The sequence below is a fragment of the Geobacter sulfurreducens PCA genome, from assembly GCF_000007985.2.
GTDB classification, from domain to species: domain Bacteria; phylum Desulfobacterota; class Desulfuromonadia; order Geobacterales; family Geobacteraceae; genus Geobacter; species Geobacter sulfurreducens.
The window spans coordinates 3,759,505-3,783,546 of sequence record NC_002939.5 but is presented as its reverse complement, the minus strand read 5'-3'; the positions used below and the strand labels follow the sequence as shown (position 1 = coordinate 3,783,546).

Below are 24,042 nucleotides of genomic sequence, written 5' to 3'. Positions count from 1 at the left end.
CGGGAATACCAGTTCACTGTAAATGGCATGTTCCGCCGTCATAACCGCGTGGAAGAAACAGCCCGGCGCGGCGGTGCATACATTCGGGGGCCATCTCCCGGCATTGCGTCACACCATTGAGGAAGCCGATGGAGAGCGAACACATCTGCAAATTGCTGCTCGATTTCGCAGCTGACTGGGAGTTCTGGCTCGACCCCGAGGGGGCCTGTCGCTATGTCTCCCCGGCCTGCGAGCGGATTACCGGGTACCGTCCCGACGAGTTCATGGGTGAAGCGGGCCTGCTGCGGCGGATTGTCCATCCTGAGGACCGGGAGGCCGTGGAGAGCCATCTGACGGATGCTCTGGCCAATCGAGAGGGGGTCTGCCCCATTGACTTCCGCATCATCACGCGCACCGGTGAGGTGCGTTGGATCAGTCATCACTGTCAGCCGGTGCACGACGGCGCCGGAACGTTTCTCGGCCGGCGGGGGAGCAATCGGGACATTACCGACCGCATGGCGGCCCAGGAGGAGAACCGGCGGCTCGGCGGGCTCATGGAGCGGCTTGTCCGCGTAGTGCAGGAGCTTTCCCGGGCCCGCAGCCTCGACGAGATTACGGCGGTGGTCCGGACTGCCGCCCGGGAGTTGGTGAGCGCCGACGGGGCCACGTTTGTCCTGCGGGAAAACGGTAACTGCTTCTATGCGGACGAAGATGCCATCGCCCCGCTCTGGAAGGGGCTCCGGTTCCCCCTTGAGCGCTGCATCAGCGGGTGGGTCATGCTCAACCGGCAGGCGGCGGTCATCGAGGATATCTACCAGGATCAGCGGATACCCGTGGAGGCCTATCGCCCTACGTTCGTGCAGAGCCTTGCCATGGTCCCCATCCGGGGGGAAGACCCCATCGGCGCCATCGGCACCTACTGGGCCAGGCGCCATCGCCCCTCCGAGCAGGAGATCAGCGTCATTCAGGCCCTTGCCGACACGACGTCGGTGGCCATGGAAAATGTGCGGGTCTACGCGGATTTGGAGCAGCGCGTGCGGGAGCGCACCGAGGCCCTGGAAACCGCCAACCGCGAACTTGAGGCGTTCGGTTTTTCAGTTTCTCACGACCTGCGCGGCCCGCTCCGGAGGCTGGACGGGTACAGCCGCATGCTCTATGAGGACTACGCCGACCGCCTGGAGGGGGAGGGGCGGGACATCCTCATCCGTATGATCCGGCTGGCAACGCGGATGGAACAGCTGATAGACGATCTTCTCAGGTTTTCCCGGAGCGTGAAGGGTGAGGTCGTCCACGAGGCGGTGAACCTGAGCCGCCTGGCGCGGAGCATTGCCCGTGAGCTGAGTGACGGGGAGCCCGGTCGGGCAGTGGATTTCATCATAGCCGACGGCCTGACGGTCGAGGGGGATCCGGGGTTGCTGCGGGCTGCCATGGAGAATATCCTTAGGAACGCCTGGAAATATACGGCCCCAAAGGAGAACGCAGTCATCGAGTTCGGCCGTTGCGAGGGCGAGGGAGAGCGGCTCTACTTTATCCGCGACAACGGCGTCGGCTTTGACATGGCCCACAAGGACAAGCTTTTTCAGCCCTTCGAGCGCCTCCACGACGCGCGCGCGTTCGAGGGGACCGGCATCGGCCTTGCCACGGTCAAGCGGATCATCGACCGCCATGGAGGGCGCATCTGGGCGGAGGGAACGCCCGGCGCCGGCGCCACGTTTTACTTCACGTTGCCGGAACCCGGCGGGGAGTCATGAACGGAGTTGCTCTCGACATAGCCATCCACGGGGCCAAGATCGCCCTGATCTTCTTCGTGGTGCTCACCCTGGCGGCCTACCTGGTCTTCGCCGAGCGGCGGCTCCTGGCCTGGATCCAGGACCGCAAGGGGCCGAACCGGGTGGGCCCCTTCGGCCTGCTGCAGCCCCTGGCGGATCTCATCAAACTCCTGACCAAGGAGGATTTCCGCCCCGCCGGCGCCGACAAGTGGCTCTTCTATCTGGCCCCGGCCATGGCTGCCGTCCCGGCGATCCTCACCTTTGCGGTGATCCCCTTCGGGGCGCCGGTCACGATTCTCGGCCGTGAGATCCCGCTTCAGGTGGCGGATCTGAACGTGGGGCTCCTCTTCTTCTTGGCACTCTCCTCCATTGCGGTGTATGGTGTGGCCCTGGGGGGATGGGCGTCCAACTCCAAGTACGCGCTCCTGGGCTCCATCCGGGGGCTGGCCCAGCTCATCTCCTACGAGCTCTCCATGGGGCTGTCCCTGGTGCCCACGGTGATGCTGGCCGGGTCGCTCCGGCTGTCGGACATCGTGGCGGCCCAGGAGGGGGTCTGGTTCATCGCCTACCAGCCCGTGGCCTTTCTGATCTTTCTCATCAGCATCGCGGCCGAATGCAAGCGGATACCCTTTGACATCCCCGAGGCGGAGGGAGAGCTGGTGGCGGGGTTCCACACCGAGTACTCGGGGATGCGTTTCGGCCTCTTTTTCGTGGGCGAGTACATCAACATCATCGTCCTCGGCGGTTTGGCAACCACCTTCTTTCTGGGCGGCTGGCAGGGGCCGCTGCTGCCTCCCTTCGTCTGGTTTTCGGTGAAGACTCTCGCCTTCGCCTTCTTTTTCATCTGGATGCGGGGAACCCTGCCGCGGTTGCGCTACGATCAGCTCATGCACCTGGGATGGAAGGTGCTGACGCCGCTGGCACTGCTCAACATCCTGATCACCGGATGGGTACTGATGTTCGTGTAACGGAGAGACAAACACCATCGAGAGAAAGGGGGGAGAGAACGTTCGCACCACGCACAACCGCATCACGGTCTGACACACGCACACTGGTCATCGTTCCGCAGAAGAGAATCCAACACGCAACGAAGCAAAGGAGGACGTGTCATGGTTGAGAACGTGAATACCAAGGACAAGCACGGGCATACGCCGCTCATCGACGCGGCGAAGGCAGGGGATGTGGATGCGATCAGGGATCTCATCGGCCGTGGCGCCGACCTGGAGGCCAAAAGCGAGAAGGGCAAGACCGCCCTCCACTACGCGGCGGCCAACGGTCAGGCTGCAGCCATCCGGGCGCTGCTTGAGGCGGGCGCGCAGGTGGACCCGCGGGATCTCGAATGGCACACCCCCCTCATGCTGGCTGCGAATTACGGATGCAACGAATGCGTGGAAGACCTGCTGACGGCCGGCGCCGACCCCCTGGCCAAGATGAAGCTGGGCAATACGGCCCTGACCTATGCGGAAGCGAACGGACACCCTGACACTCTGGACCTGATCAAAAAGGCGCAACGGGCCAAGTCGGGCACCGCCTGACCGCCGCGTGAACCGGTGGAGGGGCTCTGGCCGGAGCCCCTCCACTCCCGTGAACCATGCCGATACTGACCGATTTCAAAGCCATCGCCACCGGGCTTTTCGTGACCTGGAAGCATATCTTCCGCAGGCCGGTGACCGTGGAGTACCCGGAGGTGAAGCGGACGCCGGCGCCCCGCTACCGGGCGCGGATCGTTCTCACCCGCGACCCGGACGGCGGAGAGCGCTGCGTGGCCTGCTACCTCTGCTCCGCGGCCTGTCCCGTTGACTGCATCTCCATGGAAGCGGCCGAAGGGGAGGAGGGCCGCCGCTACGCCCGGTGGTTCCGGATCAACTTCTCCCGCTGCATCTTCTGCGGCCTCTGCGCCGAGGCCTGTCCGACCCTGGCCATCCAGATGACCCCCGACTACGAGATCTGCGAACGGGACATCATGGAACTGGTCTACGAGAAGGAGGACCTCCTCATCGATGGCTGCGGCAAGGATGCCGGGTACAACTTCTACCGTCACGCCGGCATCGGCGTCGCCCAGCCCCGCGGGGCTGGCGAATGCGAGGAAGAGCCGGTGGACGTGCGGGGACTGATGCCCTAACGGTATGGAACAGGCTCTTTTCTACATCCTTGCCGCCGTGACCGTCATCGCCACGGTTCTTGCCATCACCGAGAAGCACGCGGTGCACGCCATCGTCTACCTCGTGACCTCCTTTTTCGCCCTGGCGGTGATCTTCTTCACGCTCGGCGCGCCGGTAGTGGCGGTGTTCGAGGTGATCATCTATGCCGGCGCTATCATGGTCCTCTTCCTGTTCGTGATCATGATGTTGGACCTGGGGCACCCGGAGCGGGCCAGGCGTCCCGGCATCCGCGACTGGTGGCCCGCCCTGGCCCTCGGCGCCGTAACCCTGGCGTCGGCCCTGACGCTTCTGATCTCTCGCGCCCAGGCGGCATCGGCGGCGGGCCGGGCCATCGGCGTGAAGGAATTCGCCCTGACGCTCTTCGGGAAATACGGGGTAGCAGTTGAGGTGATCTCCATGCAGCTTCTCTTTGCACTGGTGGGGGCGCTCTACCTGGCCAAAAGGAGGGAGCGGTGATCGTCCCCTTCGAGCACGTTCTGATCCTTGCCGGCCTTCTCTTCGCCCTGGGGCTTGTTTGCGTCCTGGTCTGGCGGATGAACCTGATCATGCTCCTCATCGGTATCGAAGTGATGCTCAACGCCGCCATGCTCGCCTTCGTGGGGGGCGCGGCCCGCTGGGGAATGGCGGACGGACAGGTCTTCTCCCTCATCATCATGGCCCTCACCTCGGCCGAGGTGTCCCTGGCCCTGGCCATGGTGGTCTACCTCCACCGGCGGAAGAAGACGGTTGATGCGGATGAGTTCAGGGAGCTGCAGGGATGAAGCTCTATCTCGCCCTCATACTCCTGCTGCCGCTGCTGGGCGGCACCCTCAACGCGCTGGTGGGGCGGAAGCTCCCGCGCCGCCTGTGCGAGGCGCTGGCCTGTGCCGCGGTCTGGGGGGCCTTCGTCTGCGCGGCCCTGGCCTTCGCGGCCTATGAAGCGCCGGAGACCGTGCTGCTGGCCACTTGGCTGGCGGACTTCGACTTCACCGCCCCCATCGCCCTCTACCTGGATCCCCTCTCCCTAGTGATGACGGTGATGATCACCTTCGTCTGCGGCCTGATCCACCTCTACGCCGTGGGATATATGGCGGGGGAGGGGAGCCCGGCCCGGTTCTTCGCGCTGCTGAATCTCTTCGTCTTTGCCATGCTGGTCCTGATCCTGGCGGAGAACCTGCCGCTTCTCTACCTGGGGTGGGAAGGGGTCGGCTTCTGCTCCTACGCCCTCATCGGTTTCTGGTATTCCGACCCGAAAAACGCCACTGCCGGCCGCAAGGCCTTCATCACCACCCGAATCGGCGATACGGCCTTCGGCATCGGCATTGTCTGGTGCTTCCAGCTTTTCCAGACCGAATCCATCAGCCAGATCAACCAGATGGGATTTCTGATGCCCGTGGGGGTCGTCACGGCGCTGGGGCTTTTGTTTCTGGCCGGGGCCATGGGGAAGTCGGCCCAGGTACCCCTCATGGTCTGGCTCCCCGACGCCATGGCCGGCCCAACGCCGGTCTCGGCACTGATCCACGCCGCCACTATGGTCACCGCCGGGGTCTACCTCATGGCCCGGATGTCGCCCCTCTTCAGCGCGGCCCCCGTGGTCATGGCCGCCGTGGCCATAACCGGTGCCGTCACCGCCTTCTACGGCGCCACCTGCGCCTTGGTCCAGCGGGACTTCAAGCGGGTGCTGGCCTACTCCACCATCAGCCAGATCGGCTACATGATGCTCGGCGTCGGGGCCGGCGCCGTCACTGCCGCCACCTTCCACCTGCTGGTGCATGCCTTCTTCAAGGCGCTTCTGTTCCTCGGGGCCGGCTGCGTCATCGCGGCCCTCCATCACGAGCAGGACCTCTTCAGGATGGGGGGCCTGCGCCGGAAGATGCCGGTCACCTTCTGGGCCTTCATGGCCGGTGCCGCCTGCCTGGCGGGACTTCCCCCCACCGGCGGCTTCTTCAGCAAGGACGCAATCCTGGCCGCGGTCTGGGCCAAGGGGGGCGCGCTCTACGGCGGGCTCTTCGGTTTGGGGCTCATGGCGGCGCTCCTCACCTCCTTCTACACCTTCCGAATGGTCTACCTCGTCTTCGGCGGCGAGGGGGCAACGGAGGTTCACCGTAATCCGCGGATCATGGACCTGATGCTCCTTCCCCTGGCGATCCTGGGGCTCATCGGTGGGTTTATCCACCTCCCCGCGTTCCTGGCCGACGGCTGGCTCGGCCGCTTCCTGGCCACGACCCTCACCGAAGGGGCTGCCCATCTTTCCCACGGGGAAGAGATGGCCGTGGAGGCAATCGCCGCCCTCGTGGCCCTGACCGGACTCGCAATCGCCCACTACCGCTACGGCGGCATCCGCCGCGCGGCCCGGATCGAAGCAGCCGCAGCCGAGCCCAGGGGGATCACCGCTTTCCTCCTGAACGGCTGGTACGCGGACCATCTCTACCGCGCCCTCTTCATCCGCCCCTACGAGGCCATCGCCTCCTTCCTCTGGCGCCGGGTGGACGAAGGGGTGATCGACGTCTCTCTCGACCGCCTGGCCGACGGCATCGGTACGGCCGGACAAGGGCTGGGCCGCTGGAGTTGCGGACGGGTGTCGGTTTATCTCCTCAGCTTCGCGGCGGGGCTGGCGCTGGTTCTGGGGTGGCTCGCATGGGGGAGGATCTGATGACTTCCTACTCCATCCTCACCATCTTGATCCTCCTCCCCCTGGCGGGGTGCTTCTGCCTGGCGCCGGTCTGGAACCGTCCGGAGTGGGCCCGCCCCCTCGCCCTGGGGATTGCCGTGGCGGAACTGGCCCTGGCCGGCTGGGTCCTCGTCGCCGCGCCGGGAATGCCGCCGGCGCCGGGTGCCGCAGCAGGGTATTTTCTCTGGGAAGATGCCGCCTGGATCGAGCGGTTCGGCATCCGGTACCTGCTGGGGATGGACGGGATCAGCCTCCTCATGGTGGCCCTCACCGCCTTCACCACGGTGGTGGCGATGCTCGTTTCGTGGCGCGGCATCACCGAGCGGGCCACGCTCCACTACTTCCTGATCCTTCTCATGGAGAGCGGGATCATGGGAGTGTTCCTTTCCCTTGACCTGGTCCTCTTCTACCTCTTCTGGGAAGTGATGCTGATCCCCATGTTCTTCTTGATCGGCATCTGGGGCCACGGCCGACGCATCTACTCGGCAGTTAAGTTCTTCCTTTATACCCTGGTGGGCTCGCTCCTGATGCTGCTGGCCATCATCGGGGTCTACCTCATTCATGGCGATGCCACCGGCACCTTCACCTTTGCCCTGCCGCTCCTGGCCAAGTCACCCATTGCCCATGCCGCGGCTCCGTGGCTTTTCGGGGCGTTTCTGCTGGCCTTCGCCATCAAGTTTCCGCTGTTTCCGGTCCACACCTGGCTCCCGGACGCCCACACCGACGCCCCCACGGCCGGCAGCGTGATCCTGGCGGCGCTGCTCCTGAAGACCGGGGCCTACGGTCTGGTCCGCTTCGGCTACCCGCTCTTTCCCGAGGCGGCCAAAGGATTCACGCCGCTCCTCTACGTGCTGGCAATCATCGGCATCCTCTATGCCTCGTGGATCGCCTACGCCCAGGAGGACATGAAACGGATGGTGGCCTACTCCAGCGTTGGGCACATGGGGTTCGTCGCCCTCGGGATCGCCTCCTGGGGGCCGGTGGCCCTGTCGGGCTCCATTCTCCAGATGGTGAACCACGGCTTCACCACCGCCGCTCTCTTCGCCCTGGTGGGGATGCTGGACGAGCGCGCCCACACCCGGGAGGTGTCGGCGTTCGGCGGACTCTGGGGAACCATGCCGGCCTTCTCCTTTTTCTTTCTCTTCTTCGCCATGGCTTCGGCGGGGCTGCCGGGGCTCAACAACTTCGTGGGAGAGTTCCTGATCCTGGTGGGGGTCTTCCGGATCACGCCAGCAGCCGGGGCAATCGCCTTCCTCGGTATCGTGCTGCCGCTTATCTACACCGTGCGACTCGTGCAGGAGGTTCTCTTCCAGACGGAACGGCGGCCACTGCGCCTGCCCGACCTGACCCTGCGTGAGGGGGCGGTGCTGGCCGTACTGGCCGTGATCGATCTCTACATCGGGGTCCATCCGAAACCGCTCCTGGATATCCTCAAGGTGCCGGTGGCGCTGCTGACGGGGGTGGCACCGTGACCATCGCCGATCTCTGGACCATCATGCCGCTTCTGCTCCTCGCCTGCGGGAGCGTCCTCGTGCTTATCCTGGGTGCGATCGTGCCTGGCCGGTACGGGACTGCCATCGGAGTGGCGGTCTGCGCCGGTGCGGCCCTCTGGGCTCTGCAGACCCCCCCCCGGCCCCTGGCGCCGACCCTGGGGGTGGCGTTCACGCCGTTCGCCCGGTCGTTTTTGGTGCTTTTCGCGGTGACCGCGCTCCTGTCCCTGCTCCTTGCCCATGACCACGCCGACCGGCAGGGATTGGAGGGAGAGGAGTATCCGGCCACGATCCTGTTCGGCGCATTCGGCATGGGGGTGGTGGCGAGCGCGGCCAACTTCCTGACCCTCTTTCTGGGGCTGGAGGCCCTGACCTTCGCATTCTACATCCTGGTGGCCTATGATCGCAACCGGCCGGCATCGGGGGAAGCGGGACTCAAGTATCTCCTCATGGGTGCCGTGTCCGCGGCATTCGTGGCCTTCGGCATCGCGCTCCTCTATGGTGCCACCGGCTCCCTGGAGATCGGGCGGGCCGTTGCCGCCTCGGCAGCGGGCGGCGGGATCGCCCTGGCGGGATGGGGGCTCCTCCTGGCGGGGCTCGCCTTCAAGGTGTCGCTGGCCCCGGCCCACCTCTGGACCCCGGATGTCTACCAGGGGGGGCCGACGCCGGTGACCGCCTTCCTGGCCGCCGGTTCCAAGGGAGCGGCCATCGCCCTGTTCCTGCTGATCCTGCCCCCCCTGGGGGAAATCGGTCCCCTGCGGGCGCCCCTCTGGGGGCTGGCGCTCCTCTCCATGGCCGTGGGGAACCTGGCGGCGCTGCTCCAGCCCAATGTGAAGCGGATGCTCGCCTACTCCTCCGTGGCCCAGATGGGGTACGTGGCCCTGGCGCTCCTCTCTGGTGGACGGGGCTACGAGGCCGCGGCCTTCTATGCCGTTGCCTATGGGGTCATGAGCCTGGCGGCCTTCGGTGCCCTTGCCTCCCTGGAACAGGAAAGACCGCTGGAGCAGGTGGATGAGCTCCGGGGGATCGGCTACCGGCGGCCGTTCCAGGGGGTGGTACTGGCGGTGGCCATGTTTGCCCTGGCGGGAATTCCCCCCACCGTGGGTTTTGCGGGGAAATTCGCCATCTTTTTCGCGGCCCTCAGGGCAGGAGAGACGCCCCTGGCGATCATCGGCATCCTCACGGCAGCGGCGTCGGCCTACTACTACCTGCGGGTGGTGGTGAACCTCTACATGAAACCGGCTGAGGAGGCTGCCCCGGGTCCGCTCCCCACCCCGGCGGAGGCGGTATGCCTCGGCGCCGTGACCGTCGCCATCCTGGCTCTCGGCGTCTGGCCCGGTCCTTTGTTCGACTTGGTTGAGGCGATCCTCAAGGCCTGAGCCACGTGTTCGGGAGGAACCAGATGAGACGCATGCTCGCCACCTGCCTGTTTGCGACGCTGTTCGGTACGCTCCCGGCCTTTGGTGCCGAAGGCGACGCGGTCCCCCGTGCCCGGATGGCCGCTGACCGACTTTCCGCCACCCTGCGGGAGCGGGTCATGATCGTGATGAAGGAGAAAGGACCGGCAGAGGCGGTGAAGGTCTGCTTCGCTGAGGCCCAGAAACTGACGGCGGAACTGGCGCGGACCGAACATCTGTCCATCCGGCGAACATCGCTCAAGATCAGAAACCCGGCCAACAGTCCCGACCCCTTCGAGCGCAGTGCCCTTGAGCGGTTGGCCGCCATGAAGGAGCAGGGGAGCCTGCCGGGGGAGATGATCGTGCCGGCCCGGGTGGGGGGCAAGCAGGTCCTGCGCTACGTGAAGCCGATCCTCGTGCAGCCCGGCTGCCTCGTCTGCCACGGTGCCGAAGACTCGATCCCTCCCGAGGTGAAGACGCATCTGCAGGCGTGCTACCCCGGCGACCGGGCCACCGGATTCGCGGCGGGAGACCTGCGAGGGATCGTGAGCGTGGTGGTGGAGGAGTAGGGGGCAACGGTGCAAACCTTCGTAAAAGCCCTCATCAGCCTTACCATCATCATTGCCTGCGCCAGGATCGGCAAGCGATTCCCGACCCTTGGCGGCCTCATCGCCACCATGCCCCTCACGAGCCTGCTGGTGCTCCTCTGGCTCTGGTCCGAGTCGCCGGGGGACTACCGGCTCATGGAAGGGTACACCAGGGGAGTCCTCTGGGGGATCATCCCCACCATCCTCTTCTTTGTGGTGGCGTATGTTCTCTTCCGCCGGCACCTCCCCCTGCCGGTTGTTCTGGCGGCCAGTTTCGGCGTGTGGCTGGCCGGGGCGGCGGTGCATCAGTATTTTCTCAAGTGAATCCATAACCGGCATTTCCACGGATATCGCCGATAAGTCAGACGGTTGCGCAATAATTGCAGAGGTCCGCCGGGCGACGCCCTTGGTTGTGCAACGTAGTGCTTTTCCTCGGAGTCCTCTGTGAACTCTGTGGCTGACTGCTTTTTTGTGTGTCAGGGGGGCTGTGGTTGCGTGAGGGGGCGGGACTCCCGCTCCGAAAACAGTCAAGCGTCACCGGTCGGTTTTCACATGACCTGAACTGCCGGGCCTGCCGCTTTCCCTCCGGGAGTTTCTCCGGTGCTTTTCTGCGGGACTCTTTTCTCCGCGTGAGCCCCGCCCCCTCACGGGGAGCTGCGGTGGTGAGGGTGGCGCACTGACAGCACTGATAGCAACAATTGTTGATCCTCCCCCTGTTCCTCTGAGCTCTCTGTGGCTAATGCGTTATCTGTGTGTATTTTTCGAAGAAGGGAGATGTGTGAAGAGATACTTTCTGGCCGCAGCCGCGGCCGTTTTCGTTCTGATGATGACCTCCGTCACCCGGGCGGGCGACGCGAAGCGCTACGCCGTGGCGGTGCTGCCGGCACCGGTCCTCAATACTCCCGATTTCCCCGGCATCTTCGGCGGCAGGGACGGCTCGGCCCTGCGTACCGACCGACAGGGCCAGATCCGGGAGCTGGAATTCATCGCCCTGCCGGGGACGGTGTTCGTGGTTCACGAGACAGTCCGAAACGGCTCATCAGTGGTCCACCGGGTGACCACCGACGACTATCCCTATCCATCGGCCACGGGTTATTTCGTGGATGACCGTTTCGTCCGGCTGACGGATGAGGAACCGCCGCCGCGGTCCCGGACGCTCCCTTCCCGCGACGAGATCATCATCCGCCTTCTGGCTGCCAGGGGAAGCCGTTACGTCTGGGGGGGCAATGTGCGCGCCGGGGTGTCGGCAATGGTGGATTTCTTTCATCCACCGGGCAGGCTCCCCGCCGAAACGAACCGCCGCTGGCGGCTCCAGGGGCTCGACTGCTCGGGGCTTCTTTACGAGGCAACCAACGGCGTCACTCCCCGGAACACGAGTGAGCTCACCGGCTTCGGCCGGGGCGTCCCCATTGCCGGCCTTTCTGTCGAGGCCATCCGCCGTCGACTGGAGCCCCTGGACCTGATCGCCTGGAAGGGGCACGTGATCATCGTGCTGGACCGGGAACGGACCATCGAGAGCCGCCTCGGCCCGGTGCCGGGGGTGCGGGACGGCGTGGTGGTCCGGCCCTTGGGGGAGGTGCTGGCGGAGCTAATGACGGGGCGAACGCCGTCGGACCGGTTCAGGGACGCGTACGGGCAGGGGGAGAAGACTTTTGTCGTCCGGCGGTGGTACGAATAGGGCGGTCAGCAGCCCCGCCGCTTGAGCTCCTGGGCTGCCAGGCGCTTGCGTTCGGTCCCCAGGCGTCCCGAGGCGGCCAGGTTCCTCACCTCCATGGTGGGGGCCGAGGCGAGGAGGGTGCTGAAGAGGGAGGTGGGGGTGTTGGGGTTTTTGAGCATGGCTGCCTTCAGGTTGGGACGGTTGCTCCAGCACTGGTGGCGTGCCACGGCAGCGATGACGTCACCGGTGGCGCGGGAGCTTGAAACTAGTTGAAAAACAGATCCCTCCTTGAGGCGGGGGTTCGTGAGGCACGATTCTACCACCCGCACATCGCTCTCCTTGAGCAGGGCGTCCAGAATCGATGCCGTGGCGCGCCGGGCCAAGGTGATCTTGTTGCCCAGGGGGGTAGTGGAGAGACGCTGGATGACGGCGCGCTCGGCGGCGACCCGCTGGTCCGGGGTCACGCCGGCGAGAAGGCAGAGGTCCACCAGCTCGAACAGATAGAGGTGGGGCAGCAGCGACATGACCAGCTGGGCTGGGGTGGCGGGGTTGCGTACCAGGGCCGCTTTCAGCTTGTGGCTCTCGGCCACCGCATCGTGGCGGCCGATGGCCGCAACGAGATCCTCGCCCAGGTCCCGCCGCCCAAGCAGTACCAGTAGATGGTTTTCGTCCATGGCCGGGTTGCGCAGGGCCGCCCGGATCACGTCAGGGGCGGGGTCGGCCACGACCTGGAAGAGCTCCTCCTTGCCACAGGTGAGCGCCCCGTGCAGCCGCTGTGACAATTCCCGGTCAATCTGAACATTTTTTGCGTAGACGCCGGCCGGTTCCATGGTCCATCACTCCGCACAGCACGACAACTTGCTGACATCCCTCGTGAATCCCTGGGCGCAGAGCCGCAGCCCCTCTCCTATTGAAGGGTAGACGTGCAAGGCGTTTGCCAGATCCTCGAACGTAGCCTTCAGCCGAATGGCCAGGGCTGCCTCGTTGATGAGCTCGGCTCCCCGGTGGCAGGCCAGGTGAGCCCCCAGCAGCCGTCCCGTGGCCCGCTCCGCCACCAGTTTGATGACGCCTGCCGTATGCCCGGTCACATGGGCCTTGGGAATGGCTGACACGGGGAGAATGCTCACGATCGGGTCGAGTCCGGCGTCCCGGGCGCCCTGTTCGGTGTAACCGACGGCCCCCACCTCGGGGTCGGTAAAGATGGCCATGGGGACACTCAGGTGATCCATGGCGCAGCCGCAGCCGGTGGCGAACATGTCGTCCACGGCGATGATTCCCTCCCGCGCCCCCACCGTGGCGATCATCATACCGCCGGTGCAGTCGCCGGCGGCCCAGATGCCCGGAGCCGTGGTCCTCATCCGTTCGTCCACCGTGACGAATCCCCTGCCGTCGGTCTCCACGCCGGCCAGCTCCAGGCCGATGCCGCGGGTGGCCGGCGTGGTGCCCACGGCCAGAAGGAGCTTTTCCGCCGTATAGGTCCGGCGTCCGTCCTCGCGCTCGACCTCCACGCTCACCGCGGAGCCGTCTCCCGACACCGCGCAGACCGGAGAGTGGCAGATGATCTCCATCCCCTCGTCCCTGAGGACGTTCCGTATCGCCAGGGCGGGTTCCGGCTCTATGGGGGCGAGGATGCGCGGGCCGTGTTCGAGGATGGTCACCCGGGTGCCCAAGCGCTGGAACATCTGCCCCAGTTCCACGGCTATGACCCCGCCGCCGATGATGATGAGGGATGCCGGAAAGCGTTTCAGCAGGAGCGCGCCCCGGCTGGTGAGGAACGGGGTGGACTCCAGGCCCGGTATCTTCGGGATGCGGGGGGTGCCGCCGACGGCCACGAGGTAGCGGTCGCAGCGGTAGACCTGGTCCACCACCTCCAGCCGGCCGGATCCCAGGAATCGGCCGGTCCCCTTGGCCAGTTCCAGCCCCGGCGTGTTCCGGAGTATATCCAGGTACCTGGTGGTGCGCAGGTGCTTTACCACCTCTTCCTTGCGGGTCATGAGGGGGGCCAGGTCCACGGCGTTTCCGCACTCTCCGAGGCCGAGCCTTGCCCCGAGCCGTCCCTCCTGATAGAATAGCGCCCCGTGGATCAGGGTCTTGCTCGGCACGCACCCCCAGTTGATGCAGGTGCCGCCGAGGACGCTCTTCTCGACCATGAGGACCCGGGCGCCCCTGGAGTGGGCGCGGAGCGCGGCAGCGAAGGCGGTGGAGCCTGAGCCGAGGATGATGAGGTCGTGTTTGTCGGACATGGCATGGTTCTCCCTGGTTCTGACAGTGTACCCGAATGCGTGCGTTTGAGAAGTACGTTATGGCAACAAGGAGGATTCATGGCCGCGGTAAGCCTTACCAACGAAGATGCCCGCCTGGGCGCCGATACCCTCAGGATGCTGGCGGTGGACGCGGTTGAAGCCGCCGCCTCCGGTCACCCGGGGCTGCCCATGGGGGCCGCCGACTACGCCTTTCTCCTCTGGCACTCCCACCTCCGCTTCGACCCCGCCGACCCGGAGTGGCCGGGGAGGGACCGGTTCATCCTCTCGGCGGGGCATGGTTCCATGCTTCTCTACGGTCTGCTCCACCTCTTCGGCTTCGATCTTCCCCTGGATGAACTGAAGCGGTTCCGCCAGTGGGGGAGCCGCACCCCGGGCCATCCGGAATACGGCCATACCCCCGGCGTGGAGGTGACCACCGGTCCCCTGGGGCAGGGGTTCGCCATGGGGGTCGGCATGGCCCTGGCGGCGCGCATGGGCTCGGCCCGCTTTGCCGACGAGCGGTTTGATCCCTGCGCCCACCACATCTACGCCTTGGTGAGCGACGGCGACCTCATGGAGGGAGTCAGCCAGGAGGCGGCATCCCTGGCCGGTCACCTGAAGCTCGGCAACCTGGTCTACCTGTACGACGACAACCGGATCACCATCGAGGGTTCCACGGACCTCGCCTTTTCCGAAGACACGGCGGGGCGCTTCGCGGCTCTTGGCTGGCACGTGCAGGCCGTTGACGGCCACGATGTCCGCCAGGTGGACGAGGCCCTCTGGCGGGCCCGGGTGGAACGGGAGCGGCCCTCCCTCATCATCGCCCGGACCCATATCGCCCAGGGCTCGCCCGGCAAGCACGACTCCGCCGCCGCCCACGGCTCGCCCCTGGGTGCCGAGGAGGCCGCAGCCACGCGCAGGAGCCTGGGGTGGCCCGATGAGTTGTTTCACGTGCCGGAGCGGATTCGGGAGCTCTGCGAACAGAGGCGGGAAGCGCTCGCCGAGGCGCGCGCCGCCTGGCAGGATGAGCTCCGCCGCTGGCGCCGCCGCAATTCCGACAAGGGACGGCTCTGGGATCTGATGGCGGAAAAGGGGGTGCCCAGGGATCTGGAGTCCCGGCTGCTGGCGGCGGTGGGAGCCGAAGCCGGCGCCACGCGCTCCCTTGCGGGCAAGGTCCTCCAGGCGGCCGCCGCCGTAGTGCCCTCCCTGGTCGGGGGCTCGGCGGACCTCGAGCCCTCCACCAACACCCGGATCAAGGATTCCTCCTCCGTGCTCCCCGGTAGCTACGGGGGGCGCAATCTTCACTTCGGCGTGCGCGAGCATGCCATGGCCGCAATCATGAACGGCATGGCCCGCCACGGCGGGTTCATCCCCTACGGCGCCACCTTCCTGGTCTTTGCCGACTACTGCCGGCCGGCTATCCGGTTGGCGGCGCTCATGAAGCAGCAGGCGGTGTACGTGTTCACCCACGATTCCCTCTTCGTGGGTGAGGACGGTCCCACCCACCAGCCCGTGGAGCAGCTCTCGTCACTGCGGCTCATCCCTAACCTCCGGGTGATCCGGCCAGCGGACGGCCCCGAAACGGCCTTGGCCTGGGCTGCGGCTCTGCGGCGCACGGACGGCCCCACGGCCCTTGTCCTGACCCGCCAGAAAGTGCCGGCCATCGCCCGGGAGGAGACCCTTGACCCCAGAACCTTTGCCAAGGGGGGCTACGTGGTCCGTTCCGGCGGGGCGGCCCCGGCCGTGGTTCTCATGGCGAGCGGGTCCGAGGTAGGACTGGCTCTGGCCGCGGCAGAGATTATGGCCGGTAACGGGGTTGCGGCTCGCGTGGTATCTATCCCCTGTATGGAGGCATTCCTGGCCCAGCCGGAAAGCTACCGGCGCCGCTGTCTGCCGGGACGTGTCCCACGAGTTGCGGTGGAGGCGGGGCACGGCGGCCTCTGGTGGCGGCTCCTGGGTCCGGCTGGCCTGTTCATTGGCCTGGAGACCTTCGGCGCTTCGGCCCCGGAAAAGGTACTGGCCGAGCAGTACGGTTTCACCCCTGAGCTGGTTGCCCGGCGTGTGGCCGAGTTCGTGGAGCGCTGAGACACCGTGGGTACCAGATCGAAACGGAGCGAGCGCTGTGCGCGGTGCCGCTTGCATATCCACCGGTGCGTCTGCCCGGCTATGCCGCGGTATTCCCTTGCGACCCGGGTGGTCCTGGTCATGCATCACCGGGAATACCCGAAAACCACGGCTACGGGCCCCCTGGCCCTGGAGATACTCCCCAACAGCGAACTGCGCATCCACGGGGAGCCGGGCCGTTCCCTGAATCTGAGCGATCTGGACACCCCGGCGCGGCGCATCCTTCTGCTCTATCCCGGCGACGACGTCCCCGTCTTGGACCGGGAACTGCTGGAACGGGACGGACGGCCCGTCACACTGGTGGTGCCCGACGGCACCTGGCGCCAGGCGTCCCGCATGGGCCGGCGGTTGCCCGGTCTTGCCCGCGCCGAGATGGTCCGGCTCCCGCCGGGCCCTCCCACCGAGTGGGGCGTTCGGCGAGAGAATCATCCCCAGGGGCTGGCCACTTTCGAGGCAATCGCCCGGGCCCTGGGCATCATCGAATCACCCGACGTCCAGTCGGGCATGGAGCACCTGTTCCGCCTCATGGTGAGACAGACCCTCGGTGCCCGGGGATGCGCGGTCGACCGGGACTGAAAGGACTTTTCATGGACATCAGGGACATCCTCAGGAAATCGCTTCTCTTTTCCGGCCTGGACGAGAACCACCTGGCCGAAGTGGCGGCCATTGCCGCCCGCCGCCCCTTTGCCCGGGGAGAAACCGTCTTTGCCGAAGGGGAGCCGGCAAACGGCTTTTACCTCCTGGCCCAGGGGAGCATGAAGCTCTGCAAGGTCTCGCCCGACGGCAAGGAGAAGGTCCTCCACTTTGTTCATCCCGGCGAAACCTTTGCCGAGGCTGCTTTCTTCGGCGACGGCAAGTACCCCGCCGAGGCCCGGGCCGTGGAGAAGGGGGAGGCGATCTTCTTCCCGCGCGAGGGCTTCATGGGTCTGCTTGAGCGCAATCCGCGCTTCTCCCTGAACCTGATCGTGTCGCTGTCACTGATGCTTCGCCGCTTTGCCCGGCAGATCGAGGAACTCACCTTCGCGGAGGTGCCGGCGCGCCTGGCCGCCCACCTGGTAGAGTTGGCCGAGCGCAAGTCCACCTCGTTCCAGGGAACGACCTACCTGGATCTGGATATGAAAAAGGGGGAACTGGCGTCACGCCTGGGCACGGTGAGCGAGACCCTGTCCCGTTCGTTCCGCAAGCTGAAGGAGGAGGGGCTCATCGAGGTGGACGGGAGCCGCGTGGTGATCTTCGACATGGAAAAACTGAAGGCCGCTGCCGGGAGGCGCCCGGCCTGACCTGCGCCGCCGCATCCCTGTTGTGCGATCCGTTGACAACCTCGCGGGATCGCCGCAGGGGATACGGGGCGGCTACTGCTCCGCCGGTACTCGCTTCCAGCGGTTATAGACCCAGAGCCACTGGTCCGGGTGGCGGACGATGTAGGCTTCGATGGCGCGGTTGAGGAGCCTGGTGGTGGCGATGGGGTCGCCGGCGGGGTCGGGTGCTATCTCGGGGAAGAATTCCAGCACGTGACGATTCCCCTCCCGCCTCCCGAATCCGGGGACTAGGGCCGCGCCGGTCTTGGCCGCCAACAGGGCCGGCATGGTGGTGGTCCATGCCTTTTTCCCCAGAAATTCCACCAGCTCTCCCTCGCTGGGATGGACTGCCTGGTCCATGAGCAGGCCGATGGCGCCGTTCTTCCTCAAGCGGAAAAAGATCTGTCGTGCCGCGCCGTCGGCGTAGATGACGCTGTTGCCGTGCCGGTTGCGCAGCCGCTCAAGCAGCCTTGTCAGCGGCTCGTACTTCTGGCGGCGGGCCACCACGGCCATGCCGTCGGAATGGGTGCCGAAGGCGTGGGCCACGATCTCCCAGTTATCGCAGTGCCCCGTGATGAAAATGACCCCCTTGCCCCGCTCCTTTGCCCGCAGGTAGTGCTCCATTCCCCGCAGTTCCGTCCCCTCCACCAGCCCCTGTCCCTGTCCGTAGCAGAGCTTGATGATCTCCACGGCGGTCCGCCCCAGGTTGACGAAGGTGCGCCGGGCGATCTCCTCCGGCGTGCCCGCTGCCGGATCCCACCCTTCCATGGATTGGAGCGCGGGGAGCGCGTTCCTGATGTTCGTGACGGTGTTCCGGCGCACCTTGCCCAGGAGCCGGAAGGCGAGAGAGCCGGCTGCCCCCCCGAGGGCTACGGCGACCGGCGCGGGAAGCAGCAGCACCGGCAGGGTCGCGACGATGGCCGCGAAGACGCCCAGGTGCCACTTGAGACGTTTGCGTAAAGAAAGAGACGTGTCCACGGCCTATCTCATACCATACCCCTCTCCCGGGACCAACCAAAATCATGCGGCCCCAGGGCTGTCCTTTGTTGTGAAATAGCATTAGTGTGCGTTAAAAAACGTAAAATAGCTAACATTATGAAATTAAAAAGATTTGGAGCCAGTAGCGGTATTTCGTGCCGTTATTTGGCGTTTTTCCGTTCTGCGGGGGGAATCCCGCCGGGTAACGGTGGAGAGGGGAAAACGCTTATATTGATTGATAGGTGTGTTTATGGGAGGAATAAACGAAGAGGCCGAACGCTCTGTGGAATAAAAAGTGCTAATAAAGTCTTCTGATTAGATTGTATACATTGATTTAGCGATATTGTTGCTACTGAGAGAGCTCTATGTTTCGATTGGTGGGATTGCGCTGTTTCGTTTGTGTATTGTCGCGCCTGTGGCCGGTCATTATGCTCGTTGGGGTGTATTCCGTTCCGGCAAGCGCCGACTACGAGGCGCGGGCGGCCAACCACATCCTGGTGCTCCATTCCTATCACCCCGGGTATCCGTGGACCGACCAGGTCATGGCGGGAATCCAGGATGTGCTGTCGAATTCCTTCGAACGGATTCACATGGACGTGGAATATCTCGATGTGAAGCGCCACCGGCAGTCCGCCCAGGTTTCCCGCATGTTCGACGCGGTGTTGCACCACAAGCTGCGGCAACGGTCATTCAATCTGGTGATCGCATCCGGTAACGAGGCGCTCGACTACGCTCTCGCCAATCGTCGTGACCTGTTCCGCGGTGCACCTATCGTATCCTGCGCAACCGTCGGCCCCGATCCGCTCCCCACCGCCTCGGCCTGGCATACGGGCGTCAGGGCCGATCCCGATTTTACGGGAGTCATCAGGCAGGCTCTGGCGCTTCATCCCGGCACGACCAGAATGATCGTCATCGGCGGCACCCGTGAGCTGACGGATCGCCTTAATACCCAGCGACTCATGGCGGCAAGCCAGGCATTCGCGGGGCGGGTAACGTTCGATTACTGGAATGACCTGTCGGCCGAGGAGATCATCGCACGACTCCAGTCCCCTGTCCGCGGGGCCGTAATCCTCATCAACGGGTCGATTCGCGACCGTTCGGGGAATCTTCTCTCGTTCCACGAGCAGACAGGCCTGCTGCGGCAGGGGGGGCTTCCCCTCTACAGCTTCTGGAACGTTTTTCTCGGCGAGGGGATCGTGGGGGGGCCGTTCGTGGATGTGCACGAGCAGGGGCGAATTGCCGCGCGGACGGCACTGCGAGTGCTTCATGGGGAGCCGGTGGCCGATATTCCGGTGGAGCAATCGGTCATCACCGTACCGACCTTTGACTACGAGGAACTGCAGCGACTCGGGATATCTCCCCGGCACCTGCCGCCAAAGCACATTCTGGTCAACGGACCCAAGCCGTTCTACAACCTGAGCAAGTCCCAGTTTCTCTGGTCTGTCGCGATTCTGCTCGGCTCCCTGAGCATCACCCTGCTGCTCACCTGGAGCATCCTGCTCCGCCGCCGGGCCGAGCTCAGACTGCGCCAGAGCGAGCAGAACTACCGGCAGCTTTCCCGGCAGTTCGGGATCATTCTGGACGGCATCCCCGACAGTCTCACCCTCATTTCCCACGACATGAAGGTGGTCTGGTCCAACAAGGTGGCCGGTGATCCCTTTGGGGCGCCGTTGCGGACCGTGCCCGGCGAATACTGTTGCGAGATGCTCTACAACCGCACCACTCTCTGTGATAACTGTCCGGCGGTGAGGGCTTTCGAGTCGGGCGAGAACGAGGAATCCACCATTACCACGCCCGACGGCAGGACCCTTGAGGTGAAGGCATTCCCGGTCAGGGAGGGGTCGGAGACGGTGAGCCACGTCATCATGCTGGCCAGCGACATCTCCGACAAAGTCCGTCTTCTGGAGGAAACGGTCAGGACGAGCCGGCTCGCATCGCTGGGTGAGCTGGCAGCCGGCGTGGCTCACGAGATCAACAACCCCAATGCGGTGATCCTGCTTAACGTGGACCTGGTCAAAAAGGTGTGCCGGGAAGCAATCCCCCTGCTGCTGGATCGCGTTGACCGGCAGAGCGAGTTGGCGATCGGGGGGATCCCCTGGTCGGAAATGAGCGAGGAGCTGCCACTCCTGCTGACGGAGATGGAAGAGGGCGCCGGCCGCATCAAGCGGATCGTGGATGACCTCAAGGACTTCGCCCGCGGCGACGGCGCCGACCAGTGCGAGCCTGTGGACCTGAACGAGGCGGTCCGGGCCTCGGTCCGCTTGGTGGGCAATGCCATTAAAAATGCCACCGACCATTTCGCGCTGGAGCTGGCCCCTGGCCTCCCTTCCTTCGAGGGAAGCATCCAACGGATCGAGCAGGTAGTGGTCAACCTGATCATGAACGCCTGCCAGTCCCTCCAGGACAAAACGAAAGGGATCACCGTCAGCACCGGCTACGACCTTATCCATGGGGTCTACACGATTCAGGTGCGCGACGAGGGGCAGGGGATTCCCCCGGAGGTCCTTCCCCGCATCACCGATCCGTTCTTCACCACAAAGCGCGAAACCGGCGGCACGGGTCTCGGTCTGTCGATCTGCATGCGCATCGTCAGAAGTTATGGCGGCACACTCGAATTCCAGTCCGTCCCGGGAGCCGGGACAACGGCTACCCTGTCCCTGCCGGCCGAAAAGGAGGTTATTGCCGCATGAGCCCGGAAAAGTACCCCCCCAAGCCCATCCTGCTGGTTGACGATGAGGCTGCGTGGTTGCGCAGCCTGTCGCTCACGCTACGGGAAGCCACCGGCATTGATAATATCATCAAATGCTCCGATAGCAGGCAGGTGATGGATATTCTGCGCGAGACCGAGGTGAGCCTGATTCTGCTCGACCTGACCATGCCCTACTTCTCCGGCACAGACCTGCTGCAGATGATCGGCCAAGAATATCCGGACATTCCGGTGATCGTCCTGAGCGGACTGAACCAGGTGGAAACGGCTGTGCGCTGCATGCAGTTGGGAGCCTTCGATTACTACGTGAAGACCGTGGAGAAGGAGCGCCTCATCACCGGCATCCAGCGGGCGTTCTCCATGCAGGAGATGCGCAACGAAAATCGCAGCCTCAAGGCGCGGTTCCTGGAAGACCACCTGGCTCATCCGGAGGCTTTTGCGGAAATCATGACCGCCAGCAAGAAGATGCGGGCGGTCTTCCAGTACTGCGAGGCCGTGGCCCAGAGCAGCGAACCGATCCTGATCACCGGTGAAAGCGGAGTCGGCAAGGAGCTCATCGCCCGCGCCGTCCACCGCATCCGCTGCCCCGGCGGTCCCTGGGTGGCGGTAAACGCGGCGGGGCTCGACGATACCATCTTTGCAGACACTCTGTTCGGGCACGCCCGCGGCGCGTTTACCGGCGCCGAGCGCGAGCGGCGCGGCATGATCGAAGAGGCCGCCGGCGGTACCCTCTTTCTGGACGAAATAGGGGACCTGAGCCATGCCTCCCAGGTGAAGCTGCTCCGGCTCCTCCAGGAGGGGGAATTTTTCCCCATCGGTTCGGACACTCCCCGCAAGCTCCGGGCCAGGCTCGTGTTCGCCACCAACCACGACCTGAGCGGCAAGAACGGTTCCAACGGGTTCCGCAAGGACCTCTACTTCCGTCTCAACGCTCACCAGGTCCAGATTCCTCCCCTGCGGGAGCGGTTCGAGGACCTGCCGCTGCTCATCGACCATTTCCTCTCGGAAGCCGCTGATACCCTGGGTAAACGTCGCCCCACCCCACCCCGGGAGCTGGCAACGCTCCTGTCCATCTACTCTTTTCCGGGGAACATCCGCGAATTGCGGGCCATGATCTACGATGCGGTGAGCCGCCATCGCTCCCATGTCCTGTCCTTGGACAGCTTCAAGGAGAAGATCGGTTACAGCACGGACCTGCCGTCCCCGGCGCCCGATGCGGAGATCATTTTCCCCGAGCGGCTGCCGACCCTTGAAGAGGGAGGGCACAGGCTGGTCATGGAGGCGGTCCGGCGCGCCCGGGGCAATCAGACCCTGGCGGCGGCCATGCTCGGCATAACCCGGCAGGCGCTTGCCAAGCGGCTGAAGCAGTTCCCCGATGCCACTCCCGCTCCCCCCGCACGTGCCGTAGGGAGTGGGCTGGAGCGGGTGCTGCAGTTCTTTCCTGCCCATTGAACCGTCAGCAGGTGCTAAGAAGCAGGCTGCCACCAGCCGTGGTAACTGAAGGGGACGTGGTGGGTGAGTCGAACGAGGGCCAGGGGGCCATCGGCGATCCTGTCGGCGTCGAGGATGGCCAGTGAACTGGTGCGGGTGCGGCTGTCATAGAGTTCGACCAGGAGCCAGCCGGGGCCGCCGGCGAGGGTGTCGGGCCGCGGCGCGAAGACCGGCTCGGTGCAGTAGACGCCCCGGCCGAAGCTGTACTCGTCGGTGCGGCCGGTAACCGGGTCGAGCCCCATGACGATTGACCAAAAGAATTCGCCGGGAAGGCAGCGGAGCATGTACCCCGTGCGGTGTGGGCGGCAACGGAGCCGCTCGTCGATGCGGGGCCACTCGCAGCTCCCCTGATGGAGCACCTCGCGGGCGGCCGTTCCCCTGGCCGGATCGATCCGGTAGCGCATGACCTCGCCGGGATAGGAATAGGTTCCCCGCCGTCCCAGCATGACCGCGGTTATGACCGGATCGTCGCTGATGAAATGGTCCGGGTTGCGGTACCCCACGAAGTCGGCAGTGATTTTCCCTCGTTCTTCCCACGCGTTGAAGGTGTGCCAGAGATAGCATGCCTCGGTTTCCACCAGGCGTGGCGGCGCCTCGCCGTCCCGCTCCGCCACCATGAGGATCGTTCCCCGTTCGGGGCGCCAGCGGAGGGATTCGGCCATGCTCCGGATGCCGAGCAGGAAGGGCCAGTAGGCGATTTCCACCGGGTGGAGGTGGAACACCACGTGGCGCTCGGTTACGAACCAGTCGTGCATGTAGATCGCGCGGGGAAGCTCCAGGGCCCGGTGGCGGCGGAGGGTGCCGTCCGCATTGAAGGTGGTCAGGTGGACAAAGGTTCGGGGGCCGTAGCGGATGCCGAAGTGGAGCCATTCTCCCGTGACCGGGTCGAACTTGCCATGGGCCGAGTAAGTGGTGAGGTCGCGCGGCAGGCCAAAGGTGGTTTCGCCCACGGTTGCCAGGGTATCCGGGTCCAGTTCGTAGGGGAAAGATGATTCGTCGAAGGCGTAAAGCCGTCCCCGCCACGGGAAGACCGTAATCCCCGCCTGGCTCAGGAGCCGCTCCGTGGGCCAGACGTTGGTCCAGATTCCGCCGGGGGCCTGGGTGCTCCAGGTGGGATGGAGGAAGCGGCCGGCAGCCTCTTCTTCCACGAATTTCCGGGTCCGCACGAAGCGGTTCGCATATCTGATCCCACGGTCGCCGAAACGGAACGCCTGCACCATGCCGTCCCCGTCCAGGAGGGTCCGCTTGCGCATCCCACCCCGATCGAAGAGGGCCGGGCCGTTGCGGTAGAGGGTGCCGCGCAGCCCCGCGGGGATGGTTCCTTCCACCCGGGCCTCGTAGTCGTGCTCCTCCCGCAGCGACGTGGCAAGCCCCAGGTAGGGGCGGGCATCGTCACCGAAGTCGGGAAAGACGTCCCGGCCGAAGGGGAGGCTCCGGGCGCAGCCGGGGAGCCCCAGGGCGATGCCGGTCAGTCCGGCGGTTTTAAGGAAGTCCCTTCTGTTCATGGCGT

21 protein-coding genes are annotated in these 24,042 nt (G+C 65.2%); 17 read left to right on the top strand and 4 right to left on the bottom strand.

What is annotated here, in order from left to right:
• Positions 1-128 precede the first annotated feature (128 nt).
• From GS_RS17215 to GS_RS17160, 12 genes are all read left to right on the top strand, one after another.
• Positions 129-1,730: an ATP-binding protein gene (locus GS_RS17215; RefSeq protein WP_010944047.1), complete on the top strand. Its 1,602-nt coding sequence runs from the start codon at positions 129-131 to the stop codon at positions 1,728-1,730.
• Positions 1,727-2,716, top strand: coding sequence for an NADH-quinone oxidoreductase subunit NuoH (gene nuoH / locus GS_RS17210; RefSeq protein ID WP_010944046.1), 990 nt, complete (start codon positions 1,727-1,729; stop codon positions 2,714-2,716). The genes GS_RS17215 and nuoH overlap by 4 nt, the downstream gene beginning before the upstream one ends.
• A gap of 141 nt (positions 2,717-2,857) precedes the next feature.
• Positions 2,858-3,283, top strand: coding sequence for an ankyrin repeat domain-containing protein (locus GS_RS17205; protein ID WP_010944045.1), 426 nt, complete (start codon positions 2,858-2,860; stop codon positions 3,281-3,283).
• A gap of 56 nt (positions 3,284-3,339) precedes the next feature.
• A complete protein-coding gene (nuoI, locus tag GS_RS17200) occupies positions 3,340-3,870 on the top strand; it encodes an NADH-quinone oxidoreductase subunit NuoI (protein ID WP_010944044.1) in 531 nt (176 codons plus the stop codon).
• A gap of 4 nt (positions 3,871-3,874) precedes the next feature.
• Positions 3,875-4,366, top strand: coding sequence for an NADH-quinone oxidoreductase subunit J family protein (locus GS_RS17195; protein WP_010944043.1), 492 nt, complete (start codon positions 3,875-3,877; stop codon positions 4,364-4,366).
• Positions 4,363-4,671, top strand: coding sequence for an NADH-quinone oxidoreductase subunit NuoK (nuoK, locus tag GS_RS17190; protein WP_010944042.1), 309 nt, complete (start codon positions 4,363-4,365; stop codon positions 4,669-4,671). The genes GS_RS17195 and nuoK overlap by 4 nt, the downstream gene beginning before the upstream one ends.
• Positions 4,668-6,542 (top strand): NADH-quinone oxidoreductase subunit L, encoded by a 1,875-nt coding sequence (gene nuoL / locus GS_RS17185; RefSeq protein ID WP_010944041.1) that lies wholly within the window; start codon positions 4,668-4,670, stop codon positions 6,540-6,542. Before nuoK ends, nuoL begins: the two co-directional genes overlap by 4 nt.
• A complete protein-coding gene (locus tag GS_RS17180) occupies positions 6,542-8,032 on the top strand; it encodes a complex I subunit 4 family protein (RefSeq protein WP_010944040.1) in 1,491 nt (496 codons plus the stop codon). The genes nuoL and GS_RS17180 overlap by 1 nt, the downstream gene beginning before the upstream one ends.
• Complete coding sequence (locus GS_RS17175; protein WP_010944039.1) at positions 8,029-9,429, top strand: NADH-quinone oxidoreductase subunit N; 1,401 nt, start codon at positions 8,029-8,031, stop codon at positions 9,427-9,429. The genes GS_RS17180 and GS_RS17175 overlap by 4 nt, the downstream gene beginning before the upstream one ends.
• A gap of 23 nt (positions 9,430-9,452) precedes the next feature.
• Complete coding sequence (locus GS_RS17170) at positions 9,453-10,016, top strand: Tll0287-like domain-containing protein (RefSeq protein WP_010944038.1); 564 nt, start codon at positions 9,453-9,455, stop codon at positions 10,014-10,016.
• Between the two features lie 9 nt (positions 10,017-10,025).
• Entirely contained in the window at positions 10,026-10,358 is a 333-nt protein-coding gene (locus GS_RS17165) for a DUF3147 family protein (protein WP_010944037.1), read from the top strand.
• 454 nt (positions 10,359-10,812) lie between these two features.
• A complete protein-coding gene (locus GS_RS17160; RefSeq protein WP_010944036.1) occupies positions 10,813-11,712 on the top strand; it encodes a C40 family peptidase in 900 nt (299 codons plus the stop codon).
• A gap of 5 nt (positions 11,713-11,717) precedes the next feature.
• On the opposite strand, the gene GS_RS17155 is transcribed toward GS_RS17160, so the two are convergent.
• Together GS_RS17155 and merA are read right to left on the bottom strand one after the other, a co-directional pair.
• Positions 11,718-12,521: a hypothetical protein gene (locus GS_RS17155; RefSeq protein ID WP_010944035.1), complete on the bottom strand. Its 804-nt coding sequence runs from the start codon at positions 12,519-12,521 to the stop codon at positions 11,718-11,720.
• Between the two features lie 6 nt (positions 12,522-12,527).
• Positions 12,528-13,934 (bottom strand): mercury(II) reductase, encoded by a 1,407-nt coding sequence (merA, locus tag GS_RS17150; protein ID WP_010944034.1) that lies wholly within the window; start codon positions 13,932-13,934, stop codon positions 12,528-12,530.
• Positions 13,935-14,012: 78 nt separating this feature from the next.
• Between merA and tkt the strand changes: the two genes are divergently transcribed.
• The 3 genes from tkt to GS_RS17135 are packed head-to-tail and all read left to right on the top strand — an operon-like array spanning position 14,013 to position 17,338.
• The gene (gene tkt / locus GS_RS17145) at positions 14,013-16,019 is read left to right on the top strand and encodes a transketolase (protein WP_010944033.1); all 2,007 of its coding nucleotides are present in this window, start codon (positions 14,013-14,015) and stop codon (positions 16,017-16,019) included.
• 6 nt (positions 16,020-16,025) lie between these two features.
• Complete coding sequence (locus GS_RS17140; RefSeq protein ID WP_010944032.1) at positions 16,026-16,634, top strand: tRNA-uridine aminocarboxypropyltransferase; 609 nt, start codon at positions 16,026-16,028, stop codon at positions 16,632-16,634.
• Between the two features lie 11 nt (positions 16,635-16,645).
• On the top strand, positions 16,646-17,338 hold the full coding sequence (locus tag GS_RS17135) for a Crp/Fnr family transcriptional regulator (protein WP_010944031.1): 693 nt from the start codon (positions 16,646-16,648) through the stop codon (positions 17,336-17,338).
• Positions 17,339-17,410: 72 nt separating this feature from the next.
• On the opposite strand, the gene GS_RS17130 is transcribed toward GS_RS17135, so the two are convergent.
• Positions 17,411-18,334, bottom strand: coding sequence for a lysophospholipid acyltransferase family protein (locus GS_RS17130; RefSeq protein WP_010944030.1), 924 nt, complete (start codon positions 18,332-18,334; stop codon positions 17,411-17,413).
• A gap of 440 nt (positions 18,335-18,774) precedes the next feature.
• Between GS_RS17130 and GS_RS17125 the strand changes: the two genes are divergently transcribed.
• Both GS_RS17125 and GS_RS17120 read left to right on the top strand, forming a co-directional pair.
• Complete coding sequence (locus GS_RS17125; RefSeq protein WP_235044932.1) at positions 18,775-21,024, top strand: ATP-binding protein; 2,250 nt, start codon at positions 18,775-18,777, stop codon at positions 21,022-21,024.
• Positions 21,021-22,493, top strand: coding sequence for a sigma-54-dependent transcriptional regulator (locus GS_RS17120; protein WP_010944028.1), 1,473 nt, complete (start codon positions 21,021-21,023; stop codon positions 22,491-22,493). The genes GS_RS17125 and GS_RS17120 overlap by 4 nt, the downstream gene beginning before the upstream one ends.
• A 14-nt stretch (positions 22,494-22,507) precedes the next feature.
• On the opposite strand, the gene GS_RS17115 is transcribed toward GS_RS17120, so the two are convergent.
• Positions 22,508-24,037, bottom strand: a complete 1,530-nt coding sequence (locus GS_RS17115; RefSeq protein WP_010944027.1) for a carotenoid oxygenase family protein — start codon at positions 24,035-24,037, stop codon at positions 22,508-22,510.
• Positions 24,038-24,042 lie beyond the last annotated feature (5 nt).

Excerpts from the sequence above, each read along its gene's own strand:
- GS_RS17215 (WP_010944047.1), top strand. The coding sequence starts at position 129 with ATGGAGAGCGAACACATCTGCAAATTGCTGCTCGATTTCGCAGCTGAC.
- nuoH (WP_010944046.1), top strand. The coding sequence starts at position 1,727 with ATGAACGGAGTTGCTCTCGACATAGCCATCCACGGGGCCAAGATCGCC.
- GS_RS17205 (WP_010944045.1), top strand. The coding sequence starts at position 2,858 with ATGGTTGAGAACGTGAATACCAAGGACAAGCACGGGCATACGCCGCTC.
- nuoI (WP_010944044.1), top strand. The coding sequence starts at position 3,340 with ATGCCGATACTGACCGATTTCAAAGCCATCGCCACCGGGCTTTTCGTG.
- GS_RS17195 (WP_010944043.1), top strand. The coding sequence starts at position 3,875 with ATGGAACAGGCTCTTTTCTACATCCTTGCCGCCGTGACCGTCATCGCC.
- nuoL (WP_010944041.1), top strand. The coding sequence starts at position 4,668 with ATGAAGCTCTATCTCGCCCTCATACTCCTGCTGCCGCTGCTGGGCGGC.
- GS_RS17180 (WP_010944040.1), top strand. The coding sequence starts at position 6,542 with ATGACTTCCTACTCCATCCTCACCATCTTGATCCTCCTCCCCCTGGCG.
- GS_RS17170 (WP_010944038.1), top strand. The coding sequence starts at position 9,453 with ATGAGACGCATGCTCGCCACCTGCCTGTTTGCGACGCTGTTCGGTACG.
- GS_RS17155 (WP_010944035.1), bottom strand. The coding sequence starts at position 12,521 with ATGGAACCGGCCGGCGTCTACGCAAAAAATGTTCAGATTGACCGGGAA.
- merA (WP_010944034.1), bottom strand. The coding sequence starts at position 13,934 with ATGTCCGACAAACACGACCTCATCATCCTCGGCTCAGGCTCCACCGCC.
- tkt (WP_010944033.1), top strand. The coding sequence starts at position 14,013 with ATGGCCGCGGTAAGCCTTACCAACGAAGATGCCCGCCTGGGCGCCGAT.
- GS_RS17135 (WP_010944031.1), top strand. The coding sequence starts at position 16,646 with ATGGACATCAGGGACATCCTCAGGAAATCGCTTCTCTTTTCCGGCCTG.
- GS_RS17120 (WP_010944028.1), top strand. The coding sequence starts at position 21,021 with ATGAGCCCGGAAAAGTACCCCCCCAAGCCCATCCTGCTGGTTGACGAT.
- GS_RS17115 (WP_010944027.1), bottom strand. The coding sequence starts at position 24,037 with ATGAACAGAAGGGACTTCCTTAAAACCGCCGGACTGACCGGCATCGCC.